This is a genomic window from Micromonospora sp. IBSANI012 (assembly GCF_052814045.1).
Genome location: NZ_CP199933.1, coordinates 6,618,550 through 6,638,727, shown reverse-complemented (window position 1 = coordinate 6,638,727; position 20,178 = coordinate 6,618,550). Strand labels below are relative to the sequence as shown.

17 protein-coding genes are annotated in these 20,178 nt (G+C 73.2%); 4 read left to right on the top strand and 13 right to left on the bottom strand.

The genetic code is table 11. The features are described 5' to 3' along the window. Positions 1-976: 976 nt before the first annotated feature. Positions 977-1,936 carry a hypothetical protein gene (locus ACTWM8_RS30745; RefSeq protein ID WP_446211976.1) on the top strand — a complete coding sequence of 320 codons (960 nt, stop codon included), beginning with the start codon at positions 977-979 and terminating at the stop codon, positions 1,934-1,936. Positions 1,937-2,369: 433 nt separating this feature from the next. Here ACTWM8_RS30745 and ACTWM8_RS30740 read toward each other — a convergent pair whose 3' ends face one another. After that, positions 2,370-3,368, bottom strand: coding sequence for a D-alanine--D-alanine ligase family protein (locus ACTWM8_RS30740; RefSeq protein ID WP_446211975.1), 999 nt, complete (start codon positions 3,366-3,368; stop codon positions 2,370-2,372). A 7-nt stretch (positions 3,369-3,375) separates the two neighbouring features. Then, on the bottom strand, positions 3,376-4,686 hold the full coding sequence (locus ACTWM8_RS30735; protein WP_446211974.1) for an aminotransferase-like domain-containing protein: 1,311 nt from the start codon (positions 4,684-4,686) through the stop codon (positions 3,376-3,378). A gap of 296 nt (positions 4,687-4,982) precedes the next feature. Between ACTWM8_RS30735 and ACTWM8_RS30730 the strand changes: the two genes are divergently transcribed. Then, on the top strand, positions 4,983-5,648 hold the full coding sequence (locus ACTWM8_RS30730; protein ID WP_446211973.1) for a GNAT family N-acetyltransferase: 666 nt from the start codon (positions 4,983-4,985) through the stop codon (positions 5,646-5,648). Between the two features lie 36 nt (positions 5,649-5,684). On the opposite strand, the gene ACTWM8_RS30725 is transcribed toward ACTWM8_RS30730, so the two are convergent. The 7 genes from ACTWM8_RS30725 to murJ all read right to left on the bottom strand — a co-directional run bounded on the left by ACTWM8_RS30725 (position 5,685) and on the right by murJ (position 14,140). Then, a complete protein-coding gene (locus tag ACTWM8_RS30725) occupies positions 5,685-6,842 on the bottom strand; it encodes an N-acetylmuramoyl-L-alanine amidase (protein WP_446211972.1) in 1,158 nt (385 codons plus the stop codon). A 194-nt stretch (positions 6,843-7,036) separates the two neighbouring features. Next, positions 7,037-7,360: a thioredoxin gene (trxA, locus tag ACTWM8_RS30720; RefSeq protein ID WP_088959679.1), complete on the bottom strand. Its 324-nt coding sequence runs from the start codon at positions 7,358-7,360 to the stop codon at positions 7,037-7,039. A 36-nt stretch (positions 7,361-7,396) separates the two neighbouring features. Beyond that, positions 7,397-8,350 (bottom strand): thioredoxin-disulfide reductase, encoded by a 954-nt coding sequence (trxB, locus tag ACTWM8_RS30715; protein WP_346537502.1) that lies wholly within the window; start codon positions 8,348-8,350, stop codon positions 7,397-7,399. Between the two features lie 192 nt (positions 8,351-8,542). Next, positions 8,543-9,520 carry a hypothetical protein gene (locus ACTWM8_RS30710; protein WP_446211971.1) on the bottom strand — a complete coding sequence of 326 codons (978 nt, stop codon included), beginning with the start codon at positions 9,518-9,520 and terminating at the stop codon, positions 8,543-8,545. Further along, on the bottom strand, positions 9,517-10,287 hold the full coding sequence (sigM, locus tag ACTWM8_RS30705; RefSeq protein WP_446211970.1) for an RNA polymerase sigma factor SigM: 771 nt from the start codon (positions 10,285-10,287) through the stop codon (positions 9,517-9,519). The genes ACTWM8_RS30710 and sigM overlap by 4 nt, the downstream gene beginning before the upstream one ends. Before the next feature lie 43 nt (positions 10,288-10,330). Next, a complete protein-coding gene (locus tag ACTWM8_RS30700; protein WP_446211969.1) occupies positions 10,331-11,941 on the bottom strand; it encodes a protein kinase family protein in 1,611 nt (536 codons plus the stop codon). Positions 11,942-12,397: 456 nt separating this feature from the next. Next, positions 12,398-14,140, bottom strand: coding sequence for a murein biosynthesis integral membrane protein MurJ (gene murJ / locus ACTWM8_RS30695; RefSeq protein WP_446211968.1), 1,743 nt, complete (start codon positions 14,138-14,140; stop codon positions 12,398-12,400). A gap of 129 nt (positions 14,141-14,269) precedes the next feature. On the opposite strand from murJ, the gene ACTWM8_RS30690 reads away from it, so the two are divergent. After that, the gene (locus ACTWM8_RS30690; RefSeq protein ID WP_446211967.1) at positions 14,270-15,739 is read left to right on the top strand and encodes a CCA tRNA nucleotidyltransferase; all 1,470 of its coding nucleotides are present in this window, start codon (positions 14,270-14,272) and stop codon (positions 15,737-15,739) included. Positions 15,740-15,782: 43 nt separating this feature from the next. Here ACTWM8_RS30690 and ACTWM8_RS30685 read toward each other — a convergent pair whose 3' ends face one another. From ACTWM8_RS30685 to ACTWM8_RS30670, 4 genes are read right to left on the bottom strand one after another with little or no spacing between them, the layout of a single operon-like run. Continuing rightward, positions 15,783-17,312, bottom strand: a complete 1,530-nt coding sequence (locus ACTWM8_RS30685) for a flotillin family protein (protein ID WP_446211966.1) — start codon at positions 17,310-17,312, stop codon at positions 15,783-15,785. 42 nt (positions 17,313-17,354) lie between these two features. After that, entirely contained in the window at positions 17,355-17,897 is a 543-nt protein-coding gene (locus ACTWM8_RS30680) for a hypothetical protein (protein ID WP_154941060.1), read from the bottom strand. A gap of 10 nt (positions 17,898-17,907) precedes the next feature. Next, complete coding sequence (locus ACTWM8_RS30675; RefSeq protein ID WP_446211965.1) at positions 17,908-18,984, bottom strand: TolB family protein; 1,077 nt, start codon at positions 18,982-18,984, stop codon at positions 17,908-17,910. After that, positions 18,981-19,502 carry a SigE family RNA polymerase sigma factor gene (locus ACTWM8_RS30670; protein WP_446211964.1) on the bottom strand — a complete coding sequence of 174 codons (522 nt, stop codon included), beginning with the start codon at positions 19,500-19,502 and terminating at the stop codon, positions 18,981-18,983. The genes ACTWM8_RS30675 and ACTWM8_RS30670 overlap by 4 nt, the downstream gene beginning before the upstream one ends. Before the next feature lie 144 nt (positions 19,503-19,646). Here ACTWM8_RS30670 and ACTWM8_RS30665 point away from each other — a divergent pair, with 144 nt between their 5' ends. Then, positions 19,647-20,126: a methylated-DNA--[protein]-cysteine S-methyltransferase gene (locus tag ACTWM8_RS30665; protein WP_446211963.1), complete on the top strand. Its 480-nt coding sequence runs from the start codon at positions 19,647-19,649 to the stop codon at positions 20,124-20,126. Positions 20,127-20,178 lie beyond the last annotated feature (52 nt).

Below are 20,178 nucleotides of genomic sequence, written 5' to 3'. Positions count from 1 at the left end.
AATGCGCTCCCATGGCATGCCCAGGACTCAGGCACACTTCGCCGGATCGACCTGAACGCCAAGGCTCGGCCTTCTACGGGCGCGGCTGGAACGCCCCAAAGACGCGATCGTGGGCCCGTGGATCACGGCGAGAGGAAGCCGCACCGCCACCTGGGCCGAGCCATCCCGGTCGGACCCGATGAACGCCAAGCGGCCCCGCGTCAGCGTGTCGCAGTATCGCGCCGGGCTCGGGCACTGCGACACGCCGCAAACGGAGGCGATCACGGGCACCACCGCTTTGTGCGCGGCGGAGCGCCTCGCTCCAGGAGGTCGCCTGGTTGCCATCCGACCGGCTGAACGGCCACGACGGTTGGTCCGCAACCGCCGTACCCGATCGCCACCTGGGGGAGGCCTCCTCCCGGCGTTCCACGTGAAACCGGCGAGGTTCCACGTGAAACGAGCAAGCGTCGCCGGGGCCTACCCACGGATCGCCCGGCTCCAGCCTCCGACCGCCGGCCACGACGTGGAAGCGATCCGGACCGAGGATGGCTCCCTGCGGCGCAGGACTGCTGAAGCCGGAACGCCGACTGCGGCAAATCGAAGATGAGGCGCCGCCACCGACTGGAACGCCCATCCCGGTGCCCCCTCCGGCGCGCGACGCCCGGCAGAAACGCCGCTTCCGGCAGCAGCCAACCGGCGCTTCGCTCGTTGGGAGAAACGGGCCCGCCCTGCCTGTGGTCGGGGCTGTGGATTGGACCCCCCGGTTATCCACAGCGGTTTTCCACAGGCACCCCTCGTTTCACGTGAAACACGGTGTCAAACGGCGTCCTGGCCTGTGGATGACGTGTTGTGGTGGTGATCTCACCAGCCTGTGGACAACCGCTCTCAAGCGGCCTCCGTGCGCACTCGGTTGACACCCCGCCACCCACGAGACGGACTCACGATCGCCGTCGTTCGGGTAGGGACAGCGGTCTCCGACTCGGTTAGGGTCAGCGTCGTGCACGACACCCCTCCCGCAGTCCCGGATTTCACCCAGTGGCCCTCCTTCCCCTTCGAGGGGGACCTCCGCATCAAGCACCTCGATGATCCGGTCCCGGTCGAGCCGCCCCGCAAGGGCGAGGGGCACCGGGAATGCACGGCCTGCAACGCCCCCGACGACGCCTACATCTGGGTGGGCGAGCGATGGCGGGTACGCGCCATGGACCGGCCCACCGGCCTGCCGATGGTGCTGATCCTGGAGTCCCGCTCCCACCTCGACCTCGGCGACCTGCCCAACCTGCTCGCCGCCGAGCTGGGGGTCATGACGGTACGACTGGAACGCGCCATCCGGTCGCTGGACGGCGTCGCCCGCGTGCACGTCAACCGCTGGGGCGACGGGTCGGCGCACCTGCACATGTGGTTCCTGGCCCGGCCGTACGGGCGGCTTCAGCTTCGGGGCACCTTCCTGTCGCTGTGGGACTCGATCCTGCCGCCCATCTCCGAGTCCCAGTGGCGGGAGAACCTCGCCATGGTGGCCGCCTGGCTGGCCGAGTTCGGCGGACGCCCACTGGCCGAGCCGCCGCGCATCCAGTGGCAGGCGCCGTCCAGCCTGTCCGCGCAGGCCTCTCGCGAGCAGGAGGCCGCAGAGCAGCAGGAGGAGCCGGTGTCGGTGATCGAGTCGGACGAGGAGACGCCCGTACCGGCGGACGACCTGGACGACGCCGCCGACGCCGCAGAAGGTGACAGGGGCGAAGTCAGGGCGGGCGACGATGGCACCGCAGGCGACGACGCCGAGGCGACCGCCGATACCGAGGGGACCGCGGACGCCGAGCTGACGGCCGACGCGGACAGGGCCGGTGCGGAGGACAGCAACGGCGGCCAGGAGGGTGACGCTCCCCAGCACGACGACGCTACCGGCGAGGCGACGACCCCGGGAACAGCGACGACCTCCGGAACGGTGACTACCCCGGGACGGTGACGACCCTGGGACGGTGACTACCCCGGGACGGTGAGGACCCTGGGACGGCGACGATCCCGGGACCGGTGACGACCCCGGGACGGCGACGCCGGGACGGCGACAGATACCGCGACCGGGCCCGCTCCGCTGACGCCGGCAGTCAACGGGACTGGAACGGCGTCGGCGGCCAGTCCGCTGCGCAGCCCCACCGAGGAACCGGGCCCGTGAGGTGAGGCCGCCGCAGGGAGTGCGCGGTTGGCGTACACCCGTCGTGGAGTAGTAACCGAGGGAACGCGGACCCGCTGGCCGCGGTCTTCGTCCTGCTGCTGGCAAGAGCGAGCGCACCGCTGCCCGGCCCGACCCGGCGGTCGTTCACCGTCGCGCTGGCCCTAAGGAGCGGGCGGGTAGTTCAAACCGGCCGCCGCATCGGCAGCGCGGCATGCGCGGGAAGCGGTCAGCCGCGCCGGGCGGCGGCGCGGCTGACCAGCGACCCCAGCACCCGCCCGAAGTCCAGCCCGGCCGCCTGGATCGCGAGCGGCAGCAGCGACGTCTCGGTCATGCCCGGCGAGACGTTCACCTCCAGCACGTGCGGTCGGCCGTCGGCGTCGACGATCAGGTCGACCCGGGACAGGTCGCGCAGGCCCAGGGCGGTGTGCGCGGCCAGCGCCACCTCGGTGACCGTGTCGGCGACGGCGCTGTCCAGCCGGGCCGGGGCGTGCCAGGTGGTCCGGCCGGCGGTGTAGCGGGCCGCGTAGTCGTACACGCCGTTGCGCGGCACGATCTCCACCGGCGGCAGGGCGCGCGGGCCGTCACCGAGGTCCACCACGGAGACGGCCACGTCCATGCCGGGCACGTACCGCTCGACCAGCGCCGTCGAGTCGTACGCGAAACAACCCACCATCGCGGCGGGCAGCGCCGCGGCGTCCCGGACCACGGCGGCGCCCAGGCCGGAACCGCCCTGGGTCGGCTTCACCATCAGCGGCAGCCCCAACCGGTCCACGATCCGGTCGAGCACCGCCACCGCGCCCAGCTCGGAGAAGCGGTCGTGCGGCAGCGCCACCCAGTCGGGGGTGGGGATGCCGTTCTCCCTCAGCACGGCCTTCGCCGACGGCTTGTCCCAGGCGAGCCGGGAGGCGCGGGCGTCGCAGCCGACGTACGGCACGTCGCAGAGGTCCAGCACGCCGCGCAGCGAACCGTCCTCGCCGGTCGCGCCGTGCAGCGCGATCACCACCGCGTCCGGCGGGTCGGCGGCCAGGGCGGGCAGCAGCGCCACGTCGGCGTCCCGCAGCTCCGCCTCCACGCCGACGGCGCGCAGCGCGTCGAGCACCCGACGGCCGGAACGCAGCGAGACGTCCCGCTCGTAGGAGAGGCCACCGGCGAGCACCAGCACGTGCAGGTCGGCGGTGACGGCGGGATCGGTCACGGGGGTTGCCCCGGCAGAGGTCACGGCCATGCCGGAATCATGCCAAGTCGGGTCCCGGCGCGTCCGCGCCGCCCTGCCGCCGGCGCCCGGCCGGGGTCACCGTGCCGAAGACCCGGCGCATGGCGATGTCCTGCTCCATCACGCCGGCGAGGCGGCGGACGCCCTCCCGGATCCGCTCGGGCGACGGGAAGGAGAAGTTGAGCCGCATGTTGCCGGTGCCGGAGCCGTCCGCGTAGAAGCCGGTGCCCGGCACGTAGGCGACCCGGGCGGCGATGGCGCGGGGCATCATCGCCTTGGCGTCCAGGCCGTCCGGCAGGTTCGCCCAGACGAAGAGGCCACCGGCCGGGGTGGTCCAGGTGGTGCCGGCCGGCATCAGGTCCTCCAGCGCGGTGAGCATCGCGTCCCGCCGTTCCCGGTAGACCTCCCGGTAGACCTTCAGCTGCTCCCGCCACGGCATGGTCGACAGGTACGTCGCCACGGCCGCCTGGGCGTAGCCGCTGGGGCAGAGGATCTGCGCCTCGCTGGCGATCACCAGCTTGTCGCGGACCGCGTGCGGGGCGAGGATCCAGCCGACCCGCAGGCCGGGGGCGAAGGTCTTGGAGAAGGTGCTCAGGTAGAAGACCCCGTCGCGGCGGCGGGCCCGCAGCGGCGCGGGTGCCTCGCCCTCGAAACCGAGCTGACCGTACGGGTCGTCCTCCACCACGAGCAGGCCGGCGCGCTCGCAGATGTCCAGCACCCGCTCGCGGCGCTCCTCGCTCAGCGTCACGCCGGTGGGGTTCTGGTAGGTCGGGATGGTGTAGAGGAACTTCACCCGGCGCCCGGCGCGGGCCAGGTCGGCGATGGCCACCTCCAGCGCCTCGGGGATCAGCCCCTCGTCGTCCATCGGCACGTGCGCGACCTGGGCCTGGGCGGCCTGGAACACCCCGAGCGCGCCGACGTACGTCGGGCCCTCGGCGAGCACCACGTCCCCCGGGTCGAGGAAGAGTCGGGCCACCAGGTCGAGGGCCTGCTGGCCACCGACGGTCACCACCACGTCCTCCGGGGAGGCGCCGCAGGACGCGTCGATGCCGGAGAGGGCCATCACCTCGCAGATCCGCTCGCGCAGCTCCAGGGTGCCCTGGCCGATGCCGTACTGGAGGGTGGTCGCCCCGTGCTCGGAGCCGAGCCGGCCCAGCATCTCGCCGACCGCGTCGAGCGGCAGCGCGGCGATGTAGGGTGCCCCACCGGCGAGCGAGACGACCTCCGGCCGGCTGGCCACCGCGAAGAGCGCCCGGATCTCCGAGGCGGTCATCCCGCGGACGCGCCGGGCGTACCGGTCGGTGTAGTCGTCGAGCGTCGTGCCGGTCATGACATCACCTCGATCGGGTGTCGGTCGGGCTCCCGCCCCGTGTGGTACCCGCGAAGCCGGCGACCATGGCGGCGCGGGACGCCGGTTGGTCGATCCTAGTCCGCGGCCGCCACCCCGGAACCCCTGACGTGGGCTGCGTCCACATCCCGGACCGCCGTCCCCGGCTCGGGTGGTCGTTCGCGCGTCCCCTCCCGTACGGTCGGCTGGCGGCGTACGATCGCTCGTCGGGGGGCCAGGAAGGCGGCGTTGACGTTCCGCGCTGGTTTCACCTCCGAGCCTATTGTGGGGATGCGCCAATGTCGCGACGTCTGGTCAGTCTGACCCTCGACACCCTGGAAGACCTGCCCCGCCCGTGCCGGCAGTGCGTCTACTGGGAGCTCGACCCGGTCTCCGCCGACCGGGCCTGTGCCGCCGGTGACCCCGGCCTGGAGAAGGAGGCCTGGGTCTCCCAGACCCTGCTGGAGTGGGGCTCCTGCGGCAAGCTGGCCTACGTCGACGGCATGCCCGCCGGCTTCGTCATGTACGCCCCGCCCGCCTACGTCCCCCGGTCGATGGCCTTCCCCACCTCGCCGGTCTCCGCCGACGCGGCGCTGCTGATGACCGCCAACGTGGTGCCCTCGTTCGCCGGCGGCGGGCTGGGCCGGATGCTCGTCCAGGGCGTCGCGCGGGACCTCACAAAGCGCGGCATCAAGGCGATCGAGGCGTTCGGCGACGCCAAGTTCGGCGACGGCGACGACCCGACCCGGGCCTGCGTCGCCCCGGCGGACTTCTTCCTCTCGGTGGGCTTCAAGACCGTCCGGCCGCACCCGCGCTACCCCCGGCTGCGCCTGGAGCTGCGCACCGCGCTGAGCTGGAAGTCCGACGTCGAGTACGCGCTGGAGAAGCTGCTCGGCTCGATGAGCCCGGAGACCCTCCTCCGCCCGGTACGCCCCGCTCCGGCCACCCGGGCGACCACCAGCTGAGGCCAGCCCGAGGGCTCGCCGGAAGGGAATCGCGGCTCAGTCCACCACCGCGCCGGCGGCCACCACCGCGCGCAGCTCGCTGACGTCGATCGAGCCCGTCGGCACGTCCCGCTCGATCGGGAAGAACATCCGCTGCACGGCGGCCACGATCGCCTCGACCACCTTGTCCCGGAACCGGGGGTCCACCAGCCGGTCCCGGTCCCGCGGCGAGGTGAGGTAGCCGACCTCGACGCGTACCGCTGGCATCCGGGTCAGCCGCAGCAGGTCCCAGGCCTTGGCGTGGGTACGGCAGTCCCGCAGCCCGGTACGCGCCACGATCTCCCGCTGCACCAGCCCGGCCAGCCGCTCCCCGGTCGCCGAGGTGACGCCGTTGTCGGTGCCGTAGTGGTAGGTGGCCACCCCGTCGGCCTCGGGGTTGGCGTGCCCGTCGGTGTGCAGCGAGATGAACACGTCCGCGCCGAGCGAGTTGGCCAGCTGCGCCCGGTCGGTGTCCGGCAGGCACGTCGCCGGCGTCGGGCCACGGGTGAGCTGCACCCGTACGCCCGCGGCGGCCAGCCGCCCCTCCAGCCGGCTGGCCAGGTCGTGCACCAGATCCGCCTCGCACCAGCGCAGCGGGCCGTCCGGCACCACCACACCCGGGTCGGTGCCCCCGTGGCCCGGGTCGATCACCACCGTCCGCCCCACCAGGGTCGGCCCGGACTGCCGGATCGCGTCGGACTCGCGCAGCCACTGCGGCCGGCCGCCGACCACCTTGCGACCGAGGCGGCGCAGCGCACCCATGGTGTGCGGGCCGCAGGAGCCGTCCGGTTTCAGGCCCACCTCGCGCTGGAACTGGGCAACCGCGCGGGCGGTGCGGACGCCGTAGATGGCGTCGGCGTGGCCCACGTCGTACCCCATCTCCAGCAGCCGCTCCTGGAGCGACCGGACGTCCTCGCCGGTGAGGGGTTCGGGCACCGCGTGGTAGAGGGTGCGGGCGCCGAGCCGCCAGCGGGCGGCGTCCAGGGCGCGCCAGGTCTCGGCACCCACCCGACCGTCGACGCTGAGCCCCCGGGACTGCTGGAAGGCGCGGACGGCGCGTTCCGTGGCGAGGTCGAACTCGTCGCCGGTGGCGGTCGGGAGCAGGTCGAGGCCGGTCAGGACCGTGCGGATCTCCGTCACCGCGGGTCCACGGTCACCGGGTCGGATCGGACGCACGCACGACCCCCTCTGCACGAATGCTGGCTGGGCGGGCGCCACGGTCGCGCGACCGGAGTGCTCTGGCGCGTAGCGGATGCCTACGGAGCGTACCGTGCCCGGTGGCCGTCCATCCGGCGTTCGCCCAGCTCAGGGCCGGGAACGACGGAACCCCCGCACCCGGGGAGGGTACGGGGGTTCCGGTGCTGCGAGCGTCAGAGCGCCGACTCGATCAGCCGGACCAGCTCGCCCTTGGGCTTGGCGCCGGCGATCGACTGCACCGGCTCGCCGTTCTTGAAGATGGTGAGGGTCGGTACGGACATCACCCGGTAGGCGCGGGCGGTCTCCGGGTTCTCGTCGATGTTGAGCTTGACGATGGTGACCTGGTCGCCCATCTCGCCCGCGATCTCCTCCAGCAGCGGGGAGACCTTGCGGCACGGCCCGCACCACTCGGCCCAGAAGTCCACCAGTACCGGCTTGTCGGACTTCAGCACATCAGTGGCGAAGTTCGCGTCGGTGACGACCTTTGTTGCTCCCACTATGACCCTCCTCCGGGACTTTCGTTGTTCGGTTGTTCAGCCGCTGATCGTGGCGATGAAGCGCTCGGCGTCGAGGGCGGCGGCGCAGCCCGTGCCGGCCGCCGTGATGGCCTGCCGGTAGGTGTGGTCGACCACGTCGCCGGCGGCGAAGACACCCGGCACGCTGGTCCGGGTGCTCGGCGCCTGAACCTTCACGTACCCCTCGTCGTCCAGCTCCACCTGCCCCCGGAAGAGCTCGCTGCGCGGGTCGTGGCCGATCGCCACGAAGACGCCGGTCACGTCGAGCACCTTGGTGTCGCCGGTGTGCACGTTGCGGACCCGTACGCCGCTGACCTTGCCGTCCTCGCCGAGGATCTCCTCGACGGTGCTGTTCCACTCGACCTTGATCTTGTCGTTGCCGAGGGCGCGGTCGGCCATGATCTTGCTGGCGCGGAACGAGTCGCGCCGGTGGATGATGGTGACCGAGTCGGCGAACCGGGTGAGGAAGCTCGCCTCCTCCATCGCGGAGTCGCCACCGCCGACGACGACGATGTGCTGGCCGCGGAAGAAGAAACCGTCACAGGTGGCGCAGGACGACACGCCGTGGCCCAGGTACTCCTGCTCGCCCGGCACGCCCAGCGGACGCCAGGCCGAACCGGTGGAGAGGATGACGGCCCTGGCCCGGTAGGCGGTCTCGCCGACCCACACGGTGCTGACCGCGTCCGACCCGATCATGCCGGTGTCCTGCAGCTCGACCCGGGTGACGTCGTCGGTGAGGAACTCCGCGCCGAACCGCTCGGCCTGCTTGCGCATGTTGTCCATCAGCTCGGGGCCGAGGATGCCGTCGGCGAAGCCGGGGAAGTTCTCCACCTCGGTGGTCGTCATCAGGGCGCCGCCGGACTGCACACCCTCGATGACGAGCGGCTTGAGGTTGGCGCGCGCGGCGTAGACCGCCGCCGTGTAACCGGCCGGCCCGGAGCCGATGATGATCAGGTTGCGGACCTCGTCCACTGCCGTCTCCCGATGTGTGTGTTCGACATCCGCCCCCGGCTGACCTACCGCCGGAACGACGCCGATCCGAGTGCCGACGGCTCAGCGACGCCGGCGGCTGACTTGCAGAACGTCATCGTACGAACCGGGGATTCCCGAACCGGTCATCCGGTGGGTCACGTCACGCGGCGACGGATGACCGGCGACTTGACCTCACCCTACCCGCGCCCGGTAGCGGGTGTCCGCGCCGGATCCCGGCACGCCACACTCCGCGCCGCTCGCCCAGGCCCAGCGCTCTCCCGACGGATCGGCGAACCGGAGGACGAGCGCCGGTTCCCCCTGGAAGCTGGCGTAGTCGAGCAGTTCCACCGTGATCGCCCCGCGTCCGTGCTCGCCGGCGATCTCGGTGAGACAGGTCTCCAGCGCGTCCGGAGCGGCGAGCCGGAGGAGCCCGCCGGGGGACGGTCGCCGGTCCGCCTCGGCGCTCTTCTCGGTCGACGCGCCCGGTGCCAGCCCGGGGCCGTCGGTGGCCACCCGGGGCAGCACGGTCGGGGCCGCGCCACCGGCCAAAGTCTGCGGCGTCCAGTCGGTGCCGCTGGTCTGCGGTGCGCCGGTGACCCGGAAGGGCGCCGTGGCCGAGGCGGCGTCGCCCCCGGCGACCGTCGAGTCGGCCGCGCCGCCGCCCCCCGAGGTGTCGAGCAGGTAATCGACGCCGAGCCCGACGGCCGCGAGCGAGGCCGCAGCCAGCGCGACCGGGGCGGCGAGCCGCGCCCAGCGCCGGCGCCGACGGCCCGGCCCGGTCGCGTCGTCCCGTCCGGCCCCGGCGGTACGCCCCGGACCTCGTGCGGGCTGCGCCGGCACCGGCTGCTGCCGCTCGCCGGCCGGCGAGACGGCATCCACCGGGGTGGTGAGCGCCGGTGCGTCGGTCGGGGCGGGCCCGGCGCCGGCCAGCGCGGCGGTGAGTCGTTCGGTGACCGCGAGCGGCATCTGCGGGGCCGGTTCGGCCCAGCCGGCCAGGTCGGCGCGGACCTGGGCGACGGCCGGCGCCAGCGCCGCGTACGCCTCGGCCCAGGCCGGGTCCTGCTCGACCAGTCGCGCGACGGTGGCCTGCTCCGGGGTGCCGTCCAGCGCCCCGCCGAGGTAGTCGGCGAGCAGGTCGTGGTCGACCCCGCTGAACTTCCCGGTCGTCACGCGTCCTCCTGGTTGGCGTCCCGTCGGGAGTGCCCCGACCCCGATCCGACGCCCTCCGCGGCCCGGGGGTTCCCGAGGGTGACGCCGGGCACGCCCCGGCCGGCGACCGCATCCGGCCCGGCGTCGTCGGAGCCGGTCCGCAGGTGCCCGAGTTGGACCGCCAGCCGGGCGCGGCCGCGGGCGCAACGGCTCTTCACCGTCCCCTCGGCGACGCCGAGGATCCGGGCCACCTCGGCGACCGGGTAGCCCTGCACGTCGACCAGCACGAGGGCGGACCGCTGCTCGACCGGCAGCGTGGCCAGGGCCTGCCGGACGACCAGCGCGGTGTCGTGGTCCGCGGCCGGGGCGGCCGGCTCGACGCCGCCGGAGCCACCCTCGTCGACCCGGGTGCCGTCGGGCAGCGGGACGGTCGGGTGCGCCTGGCGGCGGCGGATCCGGTCCAGGCAGGCGTTCACCACGATCCGGTGCAGCCAGGTCGTGACGGCCGAGTCGCCCCGGAAGCGGGCGGCGCCCCGGTGGGCGGAGAGCAGCGCGTCCTGAAGGGCGTCGGCGGCCTCCTCGCGGTCGCCGAGCGTCCGCAGGGCCACCGCCCAGAGGCGGTCGCGGTGCCGGTGGAACAGCTCGGTGAACGCGTCCCGGTCACCGGCCACGTGGGCGCGGAGCAGTTCGACGTCGCTCGCCTCGGCGGGCGGGACCGCGCGCGGCGGTAAGACCGGCACCGCCTCGCCGGTCGCCGGATCGGGCGTACGCCCGCCGCGACCGGCCATCACCACGTCCGTCGGATGCGGTGCCGGGCGCGCGGCGGGCGGCTCACGACCCCTGGACCGTGATTTCCTGGACGCCGAGCTTCCAGCCGTCTCCGCTGTCCTTCTCCGGCAGCTCGGTGATCCAGAAGAGCAGGTAGCGGTACGTCTTGTCGGCGTCGAAGCCGTTGAAGGTCATCTTGGTGCCGTCGTGCCCCTCGAACGGCTGCCCGATCCGGGTCGTATAGGCGGCCTTCAGCTGCTTGTCACCGGCGGAGCTGGGCGGGAAGTCGGCGTCACCGGCGAGCAACTCGGCGGAGGCCCCGGTGGACGAAAGGACCGCCTGCACCGACTTGACCGTGTGCGGCGCGCCCAGGTCGATCCAGATGCCCATGCCATCCTTCAGTCCGCCGAACTTGCCGTTGTTCCGGTAGCTCTGGGTCTCCCAGCCCTCGTCCTCGTCGCCGTCGATCACCTTCTCGGCGTCGCGCACCTCTGCGCGGTCCCGGCTGTCCGGGTCGACGATCCGGACCTCTTCGACGTTGAGCTTGCGCACGGCGGGCGCGGGGGCGCTGGCCTGGCTGGACGGGGCGCTGTTCGACGGGCGGGCGACCGGCTCGGTGTCGGGCGACTTGTCGTCGCCGCCCAGCGCGCTGATCCCGATGAGCAGGCCGACCAGGGCGACCGCCAGCAGGCCGGCGATGCCCACGGCGACCTTCCGCCCACCGGCGGCGGCCAGCGGGGACGGGTCGTCGCCCGGGTCCGCGGTGAACCGGATGGTGCCGGTCTGGTCGAGGAAGTGGTCCTCGGCCGGGACGTCGAGCCGGGCCAGCTCGGCGGCGAGCACGTCCGACGAGGGCGGGGCGATCTCGGCGTCGAGCAGATCCATGGTCAGGTCGTCCAGGTACGCCGGCACGCCGGCCCGGACCTGGCGGGGCGCGGCGATCGCGCCGCTGGCGTCCCGGACCGCGTCCGGGATGGCGGCCCGACCGTGCCCGGCGGTCGCGCCGCGCAGCGGGGCCTCGGCGTGCGGCCAGTGCCCGGTGAGGGCGAAGTAGAGGATGCCGCCGACCGCCCGGATGTCGTTCTCCTGGCTGTCCGCGCCGTCGGTACGCGCGTCGGCCAGGACCACCCGGCCGTCATCGCTGATCATCACGGTGCCCGGGTGCACGTTGCCGTGCACCATGCCGGTGGCGTGCACGGCGGCCAGCGCGCTGGCGACGGCGTTGCCGATGGCCGTGGCCCGGGCCGGGTCCAGCGGCCCGTCGGCGACCATCTCGCGCAGGGAGTTGCCGTCGACCCACTCGCGGACGACGTACGCCCGCTCGTCCTCGTCGATCGCGTCGTAGACGCCGACCAGGTTGGGGTGGATGACCCGGCTCGCGGCCACCGCGGCCTGGAGCATCTCGGTGGCGGAGCCGCCGCCGGGGTAGCGCAGCACGACCGCGACCGGCCGGCGCAGCACCACGTCGACCCCCCGCCAGACCAGCCGCCCGGCGCTGTCGTTGTTGATGTGCTCGACCAGCTCGTACCGCTCGGCGAGGATCTCACCGGCCGTGGGAGCACCGAAGGTCATGACGGGCGGAGCAGTCTCCTCCGCCTCCTGACCCTCGCCGACCTGGGTCACCCGTCCTCCCTCGGTGATCGTGTCGATCGATGGACCCGCGCTGCTGGGCATGTGGCTTCCCGCTCTGCCTTCGAAGGAACCGGCCGGCGTCTCGACGCGTACGTCGGCCACCTGCCGTATCCGTCGAGAGCGACCTTACCTGGACTGCCCGTCATCCCGACATGTCATCTTCCCGCCGTGCCCCGCGACGTGCCGGATGTGGACGACCTCGCCCGGTTACGACCGTTGTCAGCCACGTTGCTGGCACATGTACTAGCCAATCTAGAGGTTGACCGCAAGTGATCGCAGCAGGGGCCGGCCCTGGTGTGGCGGTCCGCCGCCGTCCTGTCAGGTTCCCTCCGAACGGCCCGCCATACTCAGCCGTACGGTTGGTTGTCCACAGGCTGATCCGGTGGCTGACCGGGGAAACGCGGAGTTATCCACAGCCACGTCCCCAGGCTGGTGATCCTCGTTCACCCTCCGTGCCGGGCGGCCGACCGCTGAGTCGGCCACCGACCGGTCACCGGCTCAGCGACCGAGCCGGCGGCGGACCATCCCGACGACCTCGGTGACCTCGCCGATCCGCAGCACCATGGCCAGCCCGAGGTAGGTCGCGCCGATCACCGCGCCGCCGATCACCAGCTGGACCGCCGCCGCGAGCCAGCCCAGGTCGGCCGGGTCGCCGGGGAGCAGGCTGACCACCAGCAGGCCGACCAGCGCCGCCCCGAGCGCGGCGACGATCACCTTGCCCATGGTGCGCATGATCCCGCCGAGCCCGATCCGGCCGACCCGCGGCCGCAGCAGCATCGCCGAGACGACCGCCGCCGCGACGTACGAGATCGCGTTGCCGAGCAACATGCCCGCCGCCGCGAAGGCAGGCGAGAAGGCGACGAAGAGTCCCACCTGAAGCAGCACCCGCAGCGCCACCACCGGGATGTTGACCAGTGCCGGGGTGCGGGTGTCCGGCAGCGCGTAGAAGGCGAAGGTGAAGAGCTGGCTGATCGCGAACGGCACCAGGCCCACGGCCGCGACCAGCAGCACCGTCGAGGTGGCGCGGGCGTTGTCGCCGTCGAAGGCGCCGTACTGGAATACCACCCGGGAGATCGGCCCGGCCAGGACCGCGTAGCAGACCGCGATCGGGGCGAGCACCGCCGTCACCATCCGGGTGCCCCGGGACAGGTCGGCGGTGACGTCGCGGAAGCGCCCGTCCGCGGCGGCGGCGCTCATCCGCGGCATCAGCGCGGTGATGATCGAGACGGCGATGATGCCGTGCGCCATCATCAGCAGCAGGAAGACGTTGTTGTAGATCAGGATGCCGGCGCTGTCCTCGCCCGCCGCCCGGGTGAGCAGGTTGACCACCACGAAGAGGCCGAGCTGGTTGACCGCGACGTAGCAGAACATCCAGGCGCCGAGCTGGGCCAGCTCGCGCAGCCCCAGCTCGCGGAAGTCGAACCGCCACTGCCACCGGAAGCCGACCTTGCGCAGCGCCGGCAGCAGCCCGGCGGCCTGCACCGCCACGCCGAGCAGGGTGCCGCCGCCGACCAGCAGGATCTGGCCCACGCCCAGCTCGCCGGGCTTGAGCGCCTTCGCCCCGAAGACCAGGATGTAGAGCCCGAAGGTGCTGATGACCACCAGGTTGTTGAGGATCGGCGCCCACATCGGCGCGGCGAAGTGCCCCCGGGTGTTCAGCACCGCGGCGATCAGCGCGCTGACGCCGGTGAAGAACAGCATCGGCAGCATCAGGTACGACAGGTACGTGACGAGGTCGGTGTAGTCCGCGTCCTTGCCGCTGGCGTAGAGGGTGGTCAGCACCGGCGCCGTGAGCACCGCGAGCAGCGCGGCGGCGGCCAGCGCGATCACCGCCAGGGTGAGCAGCCGCTGCGCGTACGCCTCGCCCCGGTCCGGGTCGGCCTTGCGCCGGCGGACCAGCACCGGGATCAGCACGCTGGTGAGCACGCCGCCGAGCAGGAACTCGTACACCTGGTTCGGCAGGAACTGGGCGGTGGTGTACGCGTTGCCGACCAGGTTGCCCAGCGCCGCGCCGATCATCAGGTTGCGGATGAAGCCCGTACCCCGACTGATCAGGCTGCCGACCGCCATCACCGCGCTGTTCGCCGCGGCGCTGGCCTCCCCCACCTGCTCCGGCGGCGGCGCGGTGGCCTCCACCGCCGGCTGGTTCAGCGGCTCGGCGGAGATGAAGGTCGCCTCGTCGGTCGGCGGGATCGCACCGTCCGGCGTGGCGTTCGCGCTGCGGTAGAGCCCGCCGCTCATCTCCTGCCTCCAAGGGGGTACGTCGGAGCCGGACGACCGGCCCGCACGCCCAAGACCTTAGTCAACGCCGTCCCCATACCCGCGCCCGGCGGATCAGATCCCGCCCCGGCCCGATAGGCTGGCGATCCCATGTCCGAAGCTGCCTCCGCATCCCACGCCGCCGACCGCCGCGAGCTCACCGCCGCGCAGCGCAACGCCGTCGCCGAACTGCTCCGCGTGTCCCCGGTCGCCGACGAGCTCGGTCGTCGCTTCGCGCGCGCCGGGCACGAGTTGCACCTGGTGGGGGGTTCCGTCCGCGACGCCCTGCTCGGCCGACTCGGCGAGGACCTGGACTTCTGCACCGACGCCCACCCGGACGAGACGCTGCGGATCATCAAGGGCTGGGCCGAGTCGATCTGGGAGACCGGTCGCGAGTTCGGCACCATCGGGCTTCAGCGCGACGGGCTCCGGCTGGAGATCACCACCTTCCGCGCCGAGGCGTACGACCAGGTCAGCCGCAACCCGATCGTCGAGTACGGGACCAGCCTCACCGAGGACCTGCGGCGGCGGGACTTCACCATCAACGCGATGGCGGTCAGCCTGCCCGATCACCGGTTCACCGACCCGCACGGCGGATTGGACGACCTCGCGGCCAAGGTGATCCGTACCCCCGGCACGCCCCGGGAGTCCTTCGGGGACGACCCGCTGCGGATGCTGCGGGCGGCCCGCTTCGCCGCCCAGCTGCGCTTCGCCGTGCACCCCGACGTGCACGAGGCGATGAGCCGGATGGCCGCCGACTTGGACCGGATCACCGCCGAGCGGATCCGGGACGAGTTCAGCAAGCTGCTCTGCGGCGCCGACCCGATCACCGGGCTGCGGCTGCTGGTCGACACCGGGCTGGCCGAGCGCTTCCTGCCCGAGCTGACCGGGCTCAAGCTGGAGATCGACGAGCACGCCCAGCACAAGGACGTCTACGAGCACACCCTGACCGTGGTCAGCAACGCGGTCTCCTTCGAGACCGACGGCTGCGACTTCGTGCTCCGGATGGCCGCGCTCATGCACGACGTGGGCAAGCCGGCCACCAAGTCGGTCGGGCCGGACGGCCGGGTCAGCTTCCACCACCACGAGGTGGTCGGCGCGCGGCTGACCAAGGCGCGGATGAAGGCGCTGCGCTACCCCAAGGACGTCACCGCGCAGGTGGTCGCCCTGGTCGCCCTGCACCTGCGGTTCTACGGGTACGGCCGGGGCGAGTGGACCGACTCGGCGGTGCGCCGGTACGTCACCGACGCCGGTGACCTGCTGCCCCGGCTGCACAAGCTGACCCGCTCGGACTGCACCACCCGCAACCGCCGCAAGGCGGCCCAGCTCGCGGCGGACTACGACGCGCTGGAGGAGCGGATCGCCCGGATCGCCGCCGCGGAGGACCTCGCCCGGGTCCGCCCCGACCTGGACGGCAACGCGATCATGGAGCTGCTCGGCGTACCGCCGGGGCCGTTGGTCGGGCGGGCCTGGCAGTACCTCAAGGAGTTGCGCCTGGAGCGCGGCCCGCTGGAGCGGGACGAGGCCGAGGCGGAGCTGTTGCGCTGGGCCCGCGAGCAGGGCGTCATCGACCAGAGCTGACGCCGAGGGCGCCGTCCCGGTGGACGGCGCCCTCGTCAGCTGGTCAGCGGGTCTCGACCGCGCTGCCGTCGACCGCGGCCTTGCCGTTGCCCGCCGACCCCGAACCGCCGGTGGACGCCGAGCCGAGCCTGGCGAGCAGGCCGGGCAGGTCGATGCCGGTGAGGTCGGAGCCGAGCTGGAGGCCCTGCGCCACGTTGCCGGCCACCGACTTCGTCAGCGACGACGCGCCGTCGGTGGAGATGACGGTCATCTTGTCGATCGCCCCGATCGGGGCGCTGGCCGCCTCGACCACCTGCGGCAGCACCTTGACCAGCAGGTCCAGCACGGCCGCCTCGCCGTACGCGGCGAACGCCTCCGCCTTGCGGGCCATCGCGTCGGCCTCGGCCTGCCCCTTGGCCAGGATGGCCGCGGCCTCCGCCTGGCCCTCCCGCTCGACCGCCTCGGCGATCGCCGAGCGCCGGCGCTGCTCCGCCTCACCCTCCTTGGCGCCCTCGATCGCGTTCGCCTCGGCGAGCGCGGCCCGGCGGGCCCGCTCGCCCTCACCGGTGAGCCGGGACTGCTCGGCGGCGGCCTGGGCGGCGGCGATGACGGCCTGCCGCTGCGCGTCGGCGTTGAGCACCGCCGCGTTGCGGGCCGCCTCGGCCTCCTGCTCCACCTTGTAGCGCGCCGCGTCGGCCGGCTTGCGCACCTCGGTGTCGAGCTGGCGCTGCTTCAGCTCGGCGTTGCGCTCGGCCACCTTCTGCTGCTCGGAGAGGATCGCCTGGTCCCGCTCGGCCTGGGCCAGCGGGCCGGCCGCCGCGGACCGGGCCTTGGCCGCGTCGATCTCGGCCTGGATCCCGGCCTGCTTGAGCGACAGGTTCCGGTTCGCTTCGGCGATCGCCTCCTCGGCGAGCAGCCGCTCCTGCTCGGCCTGCTGGCGGGCGCGCGCCTCGGCGATGGCGGCGTCCTTGAGCACCCGGGCGGCCTCCGGCCGGCCCAGGTCCTGCAGGTAGGAGCCCTCGGCGAGGATGTCCTGGAGCTGGAAGGTGTCCAGCACCAGCCCCTGGTTGGTCATCGAGTGCTCGGCCTCCTCGGCCACCGCGCTGGCGAACGCCGCCCGGTCCCGGATGACCTCCTCGACGGTGAGCCGGCCGACGATCGAGCGCAGCGCGCCGGCCAGCACCTCGCGGGTGAAGTTGTCGATCTCGTCCTGCTGGTGCAGGAAGCGCTGGGCGGCGGCGCGGATGGCGTCCTCGGTGCCGCCGACCTTGACGATCGCCACACCGTGCAGGTCGGTGCGGATGCCCTGCTTGCTCACCGCGCCCCGGATGCCCACGTCGATGCGGCGGCTGGACAGGTCGAGCGACTGGAGCTTCTGCACCACCGGCAGCACGAAGACCGAGGCGCCGAGCACCACCTTCTGGCCGGACATGTCGGTGGAGCGGCCACCGTCGGCGGTCTGCGTGGTCCGGCCCTTGCGACCGGTGACGATGAACGCCTCGTTGGGGCCGGCGACCTTGATCCGGGAGAGTACGAAGAGCACCAGGACGAGCGCCAGCAGGACCGCGCCGCCGACGGCGATGACAAGGGGCATGGGCAGTTCCGTCTCTGCGAAAGGGGGGTGAGGAGAGGGTGGTCAGTAGGTCTCGACGTGGACGCTGGTCTCGCTCAGCGCCTGCACCACGAAGATCTGCGCGCCGACCGGGATCGGGTGGTCGGCGCGGGCGTTGAGCTTCACCGGCTGGCCGGCGACGCGTACCCGGACCTCGCCGTAACCGACGGCGGGCACCGGGGTGACCACCAGGCCGAGCGCGCCGACCAGGTCGTCCCGGGTCGGAGTGGGGTCGGTCCGCATGTCCCGCGCCGCCCGGCTCAGCCGGGCCGCGAGCCACGCGGTGGGCACGGCGGCGAGCGCGCCACCGGCCGCCGCCGCCGCGATCATCCCCGGGGTACGGCCGCCGACCAGCTCGTTGACGATCGCGGCGCCGAAGCCGAACGCGCCGAGGAAACCGGCGACCGCCTCGACCGAGACCGGACCGTCGACGTCGGCGTGACCGAAGTGGAGCAACTCGGCGCCGAGCAGGGAGAGCGCCAGCACGGCGACGCCCGCCCCACCGATGATCAGAAAGATGAAGGTCCCCGTGGCCACGACCTGCACGGTATCGACGTCATGCAACATTCCGGCCTGATTATTTCGGGGCCACGGTGACGTCCCGGTCGACCAGTTCCCGGGGCAGCGGCTGCCGTTCCAGCTCCCGGCCCTCGGTGTCGGCGAGCACGAAGTCGCCACTGCCGGACGGCCGGCGGTAGAGCAGCCGGTCGTTCGAGACCCAGGCGACCTCGGCCGACGGCAGGGTCCGGACGACGGTCCCGGTCACCGCGTCGACCAGCAGCGGATCGCGCTGGCCCTGCACGACCGCCCACTGCCCGTCGGGCGAGAACGCCCACGGTCCGGCGGGGTCTCCGGGAATCGTCACGAACCGGGTGGGCCTGCCGTCGTCGGCGGAGAAGAACTGCACCCCCCAGCGCGGATGCCGTTCGCTCTCCGACCGGGGCTTGAACGCGTCGGTCAGCGGCAGCGCCACCTCCCGCCCGTTCCGCGCCCAGGTGAAGAGGCAGCGGTCGGTGCAGAAGTACCGGGTCCGGTCCACCGCGTACTCCCGGAACGTCCCGTCCAGGGCGAGGATGCCGATGTGGTGGGCGCCCTGGCGGAACCGGGTCAGGACGAGCCGACGCCCGTCCGGCGACCACTGGGGGTCCGCCCCCGGTGCGCGGTACCAGCGCACGGTCGCCTTCCGGCTGTCGATGAGGCCGATCTGCCCGGGTCGGTCCTCGTCCGCGACGGCGGTGACGGTGCCGATCGGGGCCGGCCACACCTCGTCGTACCCCTGGGTGCGGACGTAGCGGTCGCGGCTGCGGTCGAGCAGGTAGCCACTGCCGCCACTGACGCCGCCGGTGACCCGCCAGCCGCCCGGCAGGGCCAGTGGCGAGTCCTTCCAGCCGGTGCCCGGTGTCGGGTGCACGGACGGCGTGGGCTGCGGTGCCGGCACGGCGGGACGGGTCGGCGGCGCCGGCCGGAGCAGCACGAACGGCACGGTCACCGCAAGCACCGCCACCAGCACGGCGGCGCCTGCCGTGGCCCGCCGCCGGGCCCGCAGCCGGCGACCCCGGGCGATCGCCACCGCCGCCAGGTCGGGCGCCGGCCGCGCCTGGCCGACGAGATCCTGTACGGCCGCCCGCAGCGCGTCCTCCGTCGGCCTGCTCATCGGTGCACCTCCGGGCGGGTGGCGAGGTCGTCGAAGGTCGGCACCAGTTCCCGGAGCCGGGCCAGCGCGCGGGACGCCTGACTGGCCACGGTGCCCGTCCGGCAGCCCAGCACCGCGGCGGTCTGCTCGACGCTCAGGTTCTCCAGGTACCGCAGCGTCAGCACCGCACGCTGCCGAGGTGGCAGCTCCCGCAGCGCGTCGCGCAGCAGCAACCGCAGGTCGCTGTCGTGGCCGCTGTCCCGGCCGCCGGCCCGCTCCGGCAGCTCGGCCACCGGCACCTCCCGGCGGCGGGACAACCGCCGCCAGCCGGAGACCTGGTCGTGGTACAGGATCCGCCGCACGTACGGCTCGGCGTCGCCGCGGATCCGGGGCCAGCGGGCGTACGCCTTGGCCAGCGCGTTCTGCAGCAGGTCCTCGGCGGCGTGCTGGTTGCCGGCGAGCGCGTACGCGACGCGCAGCAACGCGTCGCCGCGCTCGTTCACGAACGCGGTGAACTCTCCGTCGGTCCCCTCGGTCACCGCCCACCTCCGTAACTCAGACGCCGGTGGGGCGGAAAAGTTTGCCTCAGGCGTGGGTCGGTCCGTCGGGCGGGCTTCGTCGGCTCTCCCGAGGGTCGTCATGCCGAACGCCCGGCCGTCGTACCGGCGGGGAAGAATGGCGGCATGCGCTGGACCGTGCTCGACTCGCCGATCGGGGAGTTCTCCGTGGCCACCGACGACGAGGCGGTGTGCGGCGCGCACTTCGGCCGGGTGGAGTCGGCGGTCGACGAGCCCGGTGACGAGTTGGCCCGGCGGGCGGTGGCGGAGCTGCGCGCGTACTTCGCCGGGGAGCTGACCGACTTCGGCGTGCCGGTGGCGGCGCGGCGCGGCTCCGAGTTCGAGCGGGCGGTGTGGCGGGAGATGACCCGCATCCCGTACGGGGAGACGCTCACCTACGGCGAGGTGGCCCGGCTGGTCGGCGACCCCGGCGCCGCCCGGGCGGTCGGGGTGGCCTGCAACCGCAACCCGATCCCGGTGCTCGTGCCGTGCCACCGGATCGTCGGCGCGGGCGGCAAGCTGGTCGGCTTCGGCGGTGGGCTGCCGCGCAAGGTGCGGCTGCTGGAGTTGGAGGCCGGGGTCGCCCTGCGCCATGCCTGGTCCTGAGTCTGAAAAATTACGGCGCCCGACTGCAACCTGATCGTCCGATCAGGCGTTC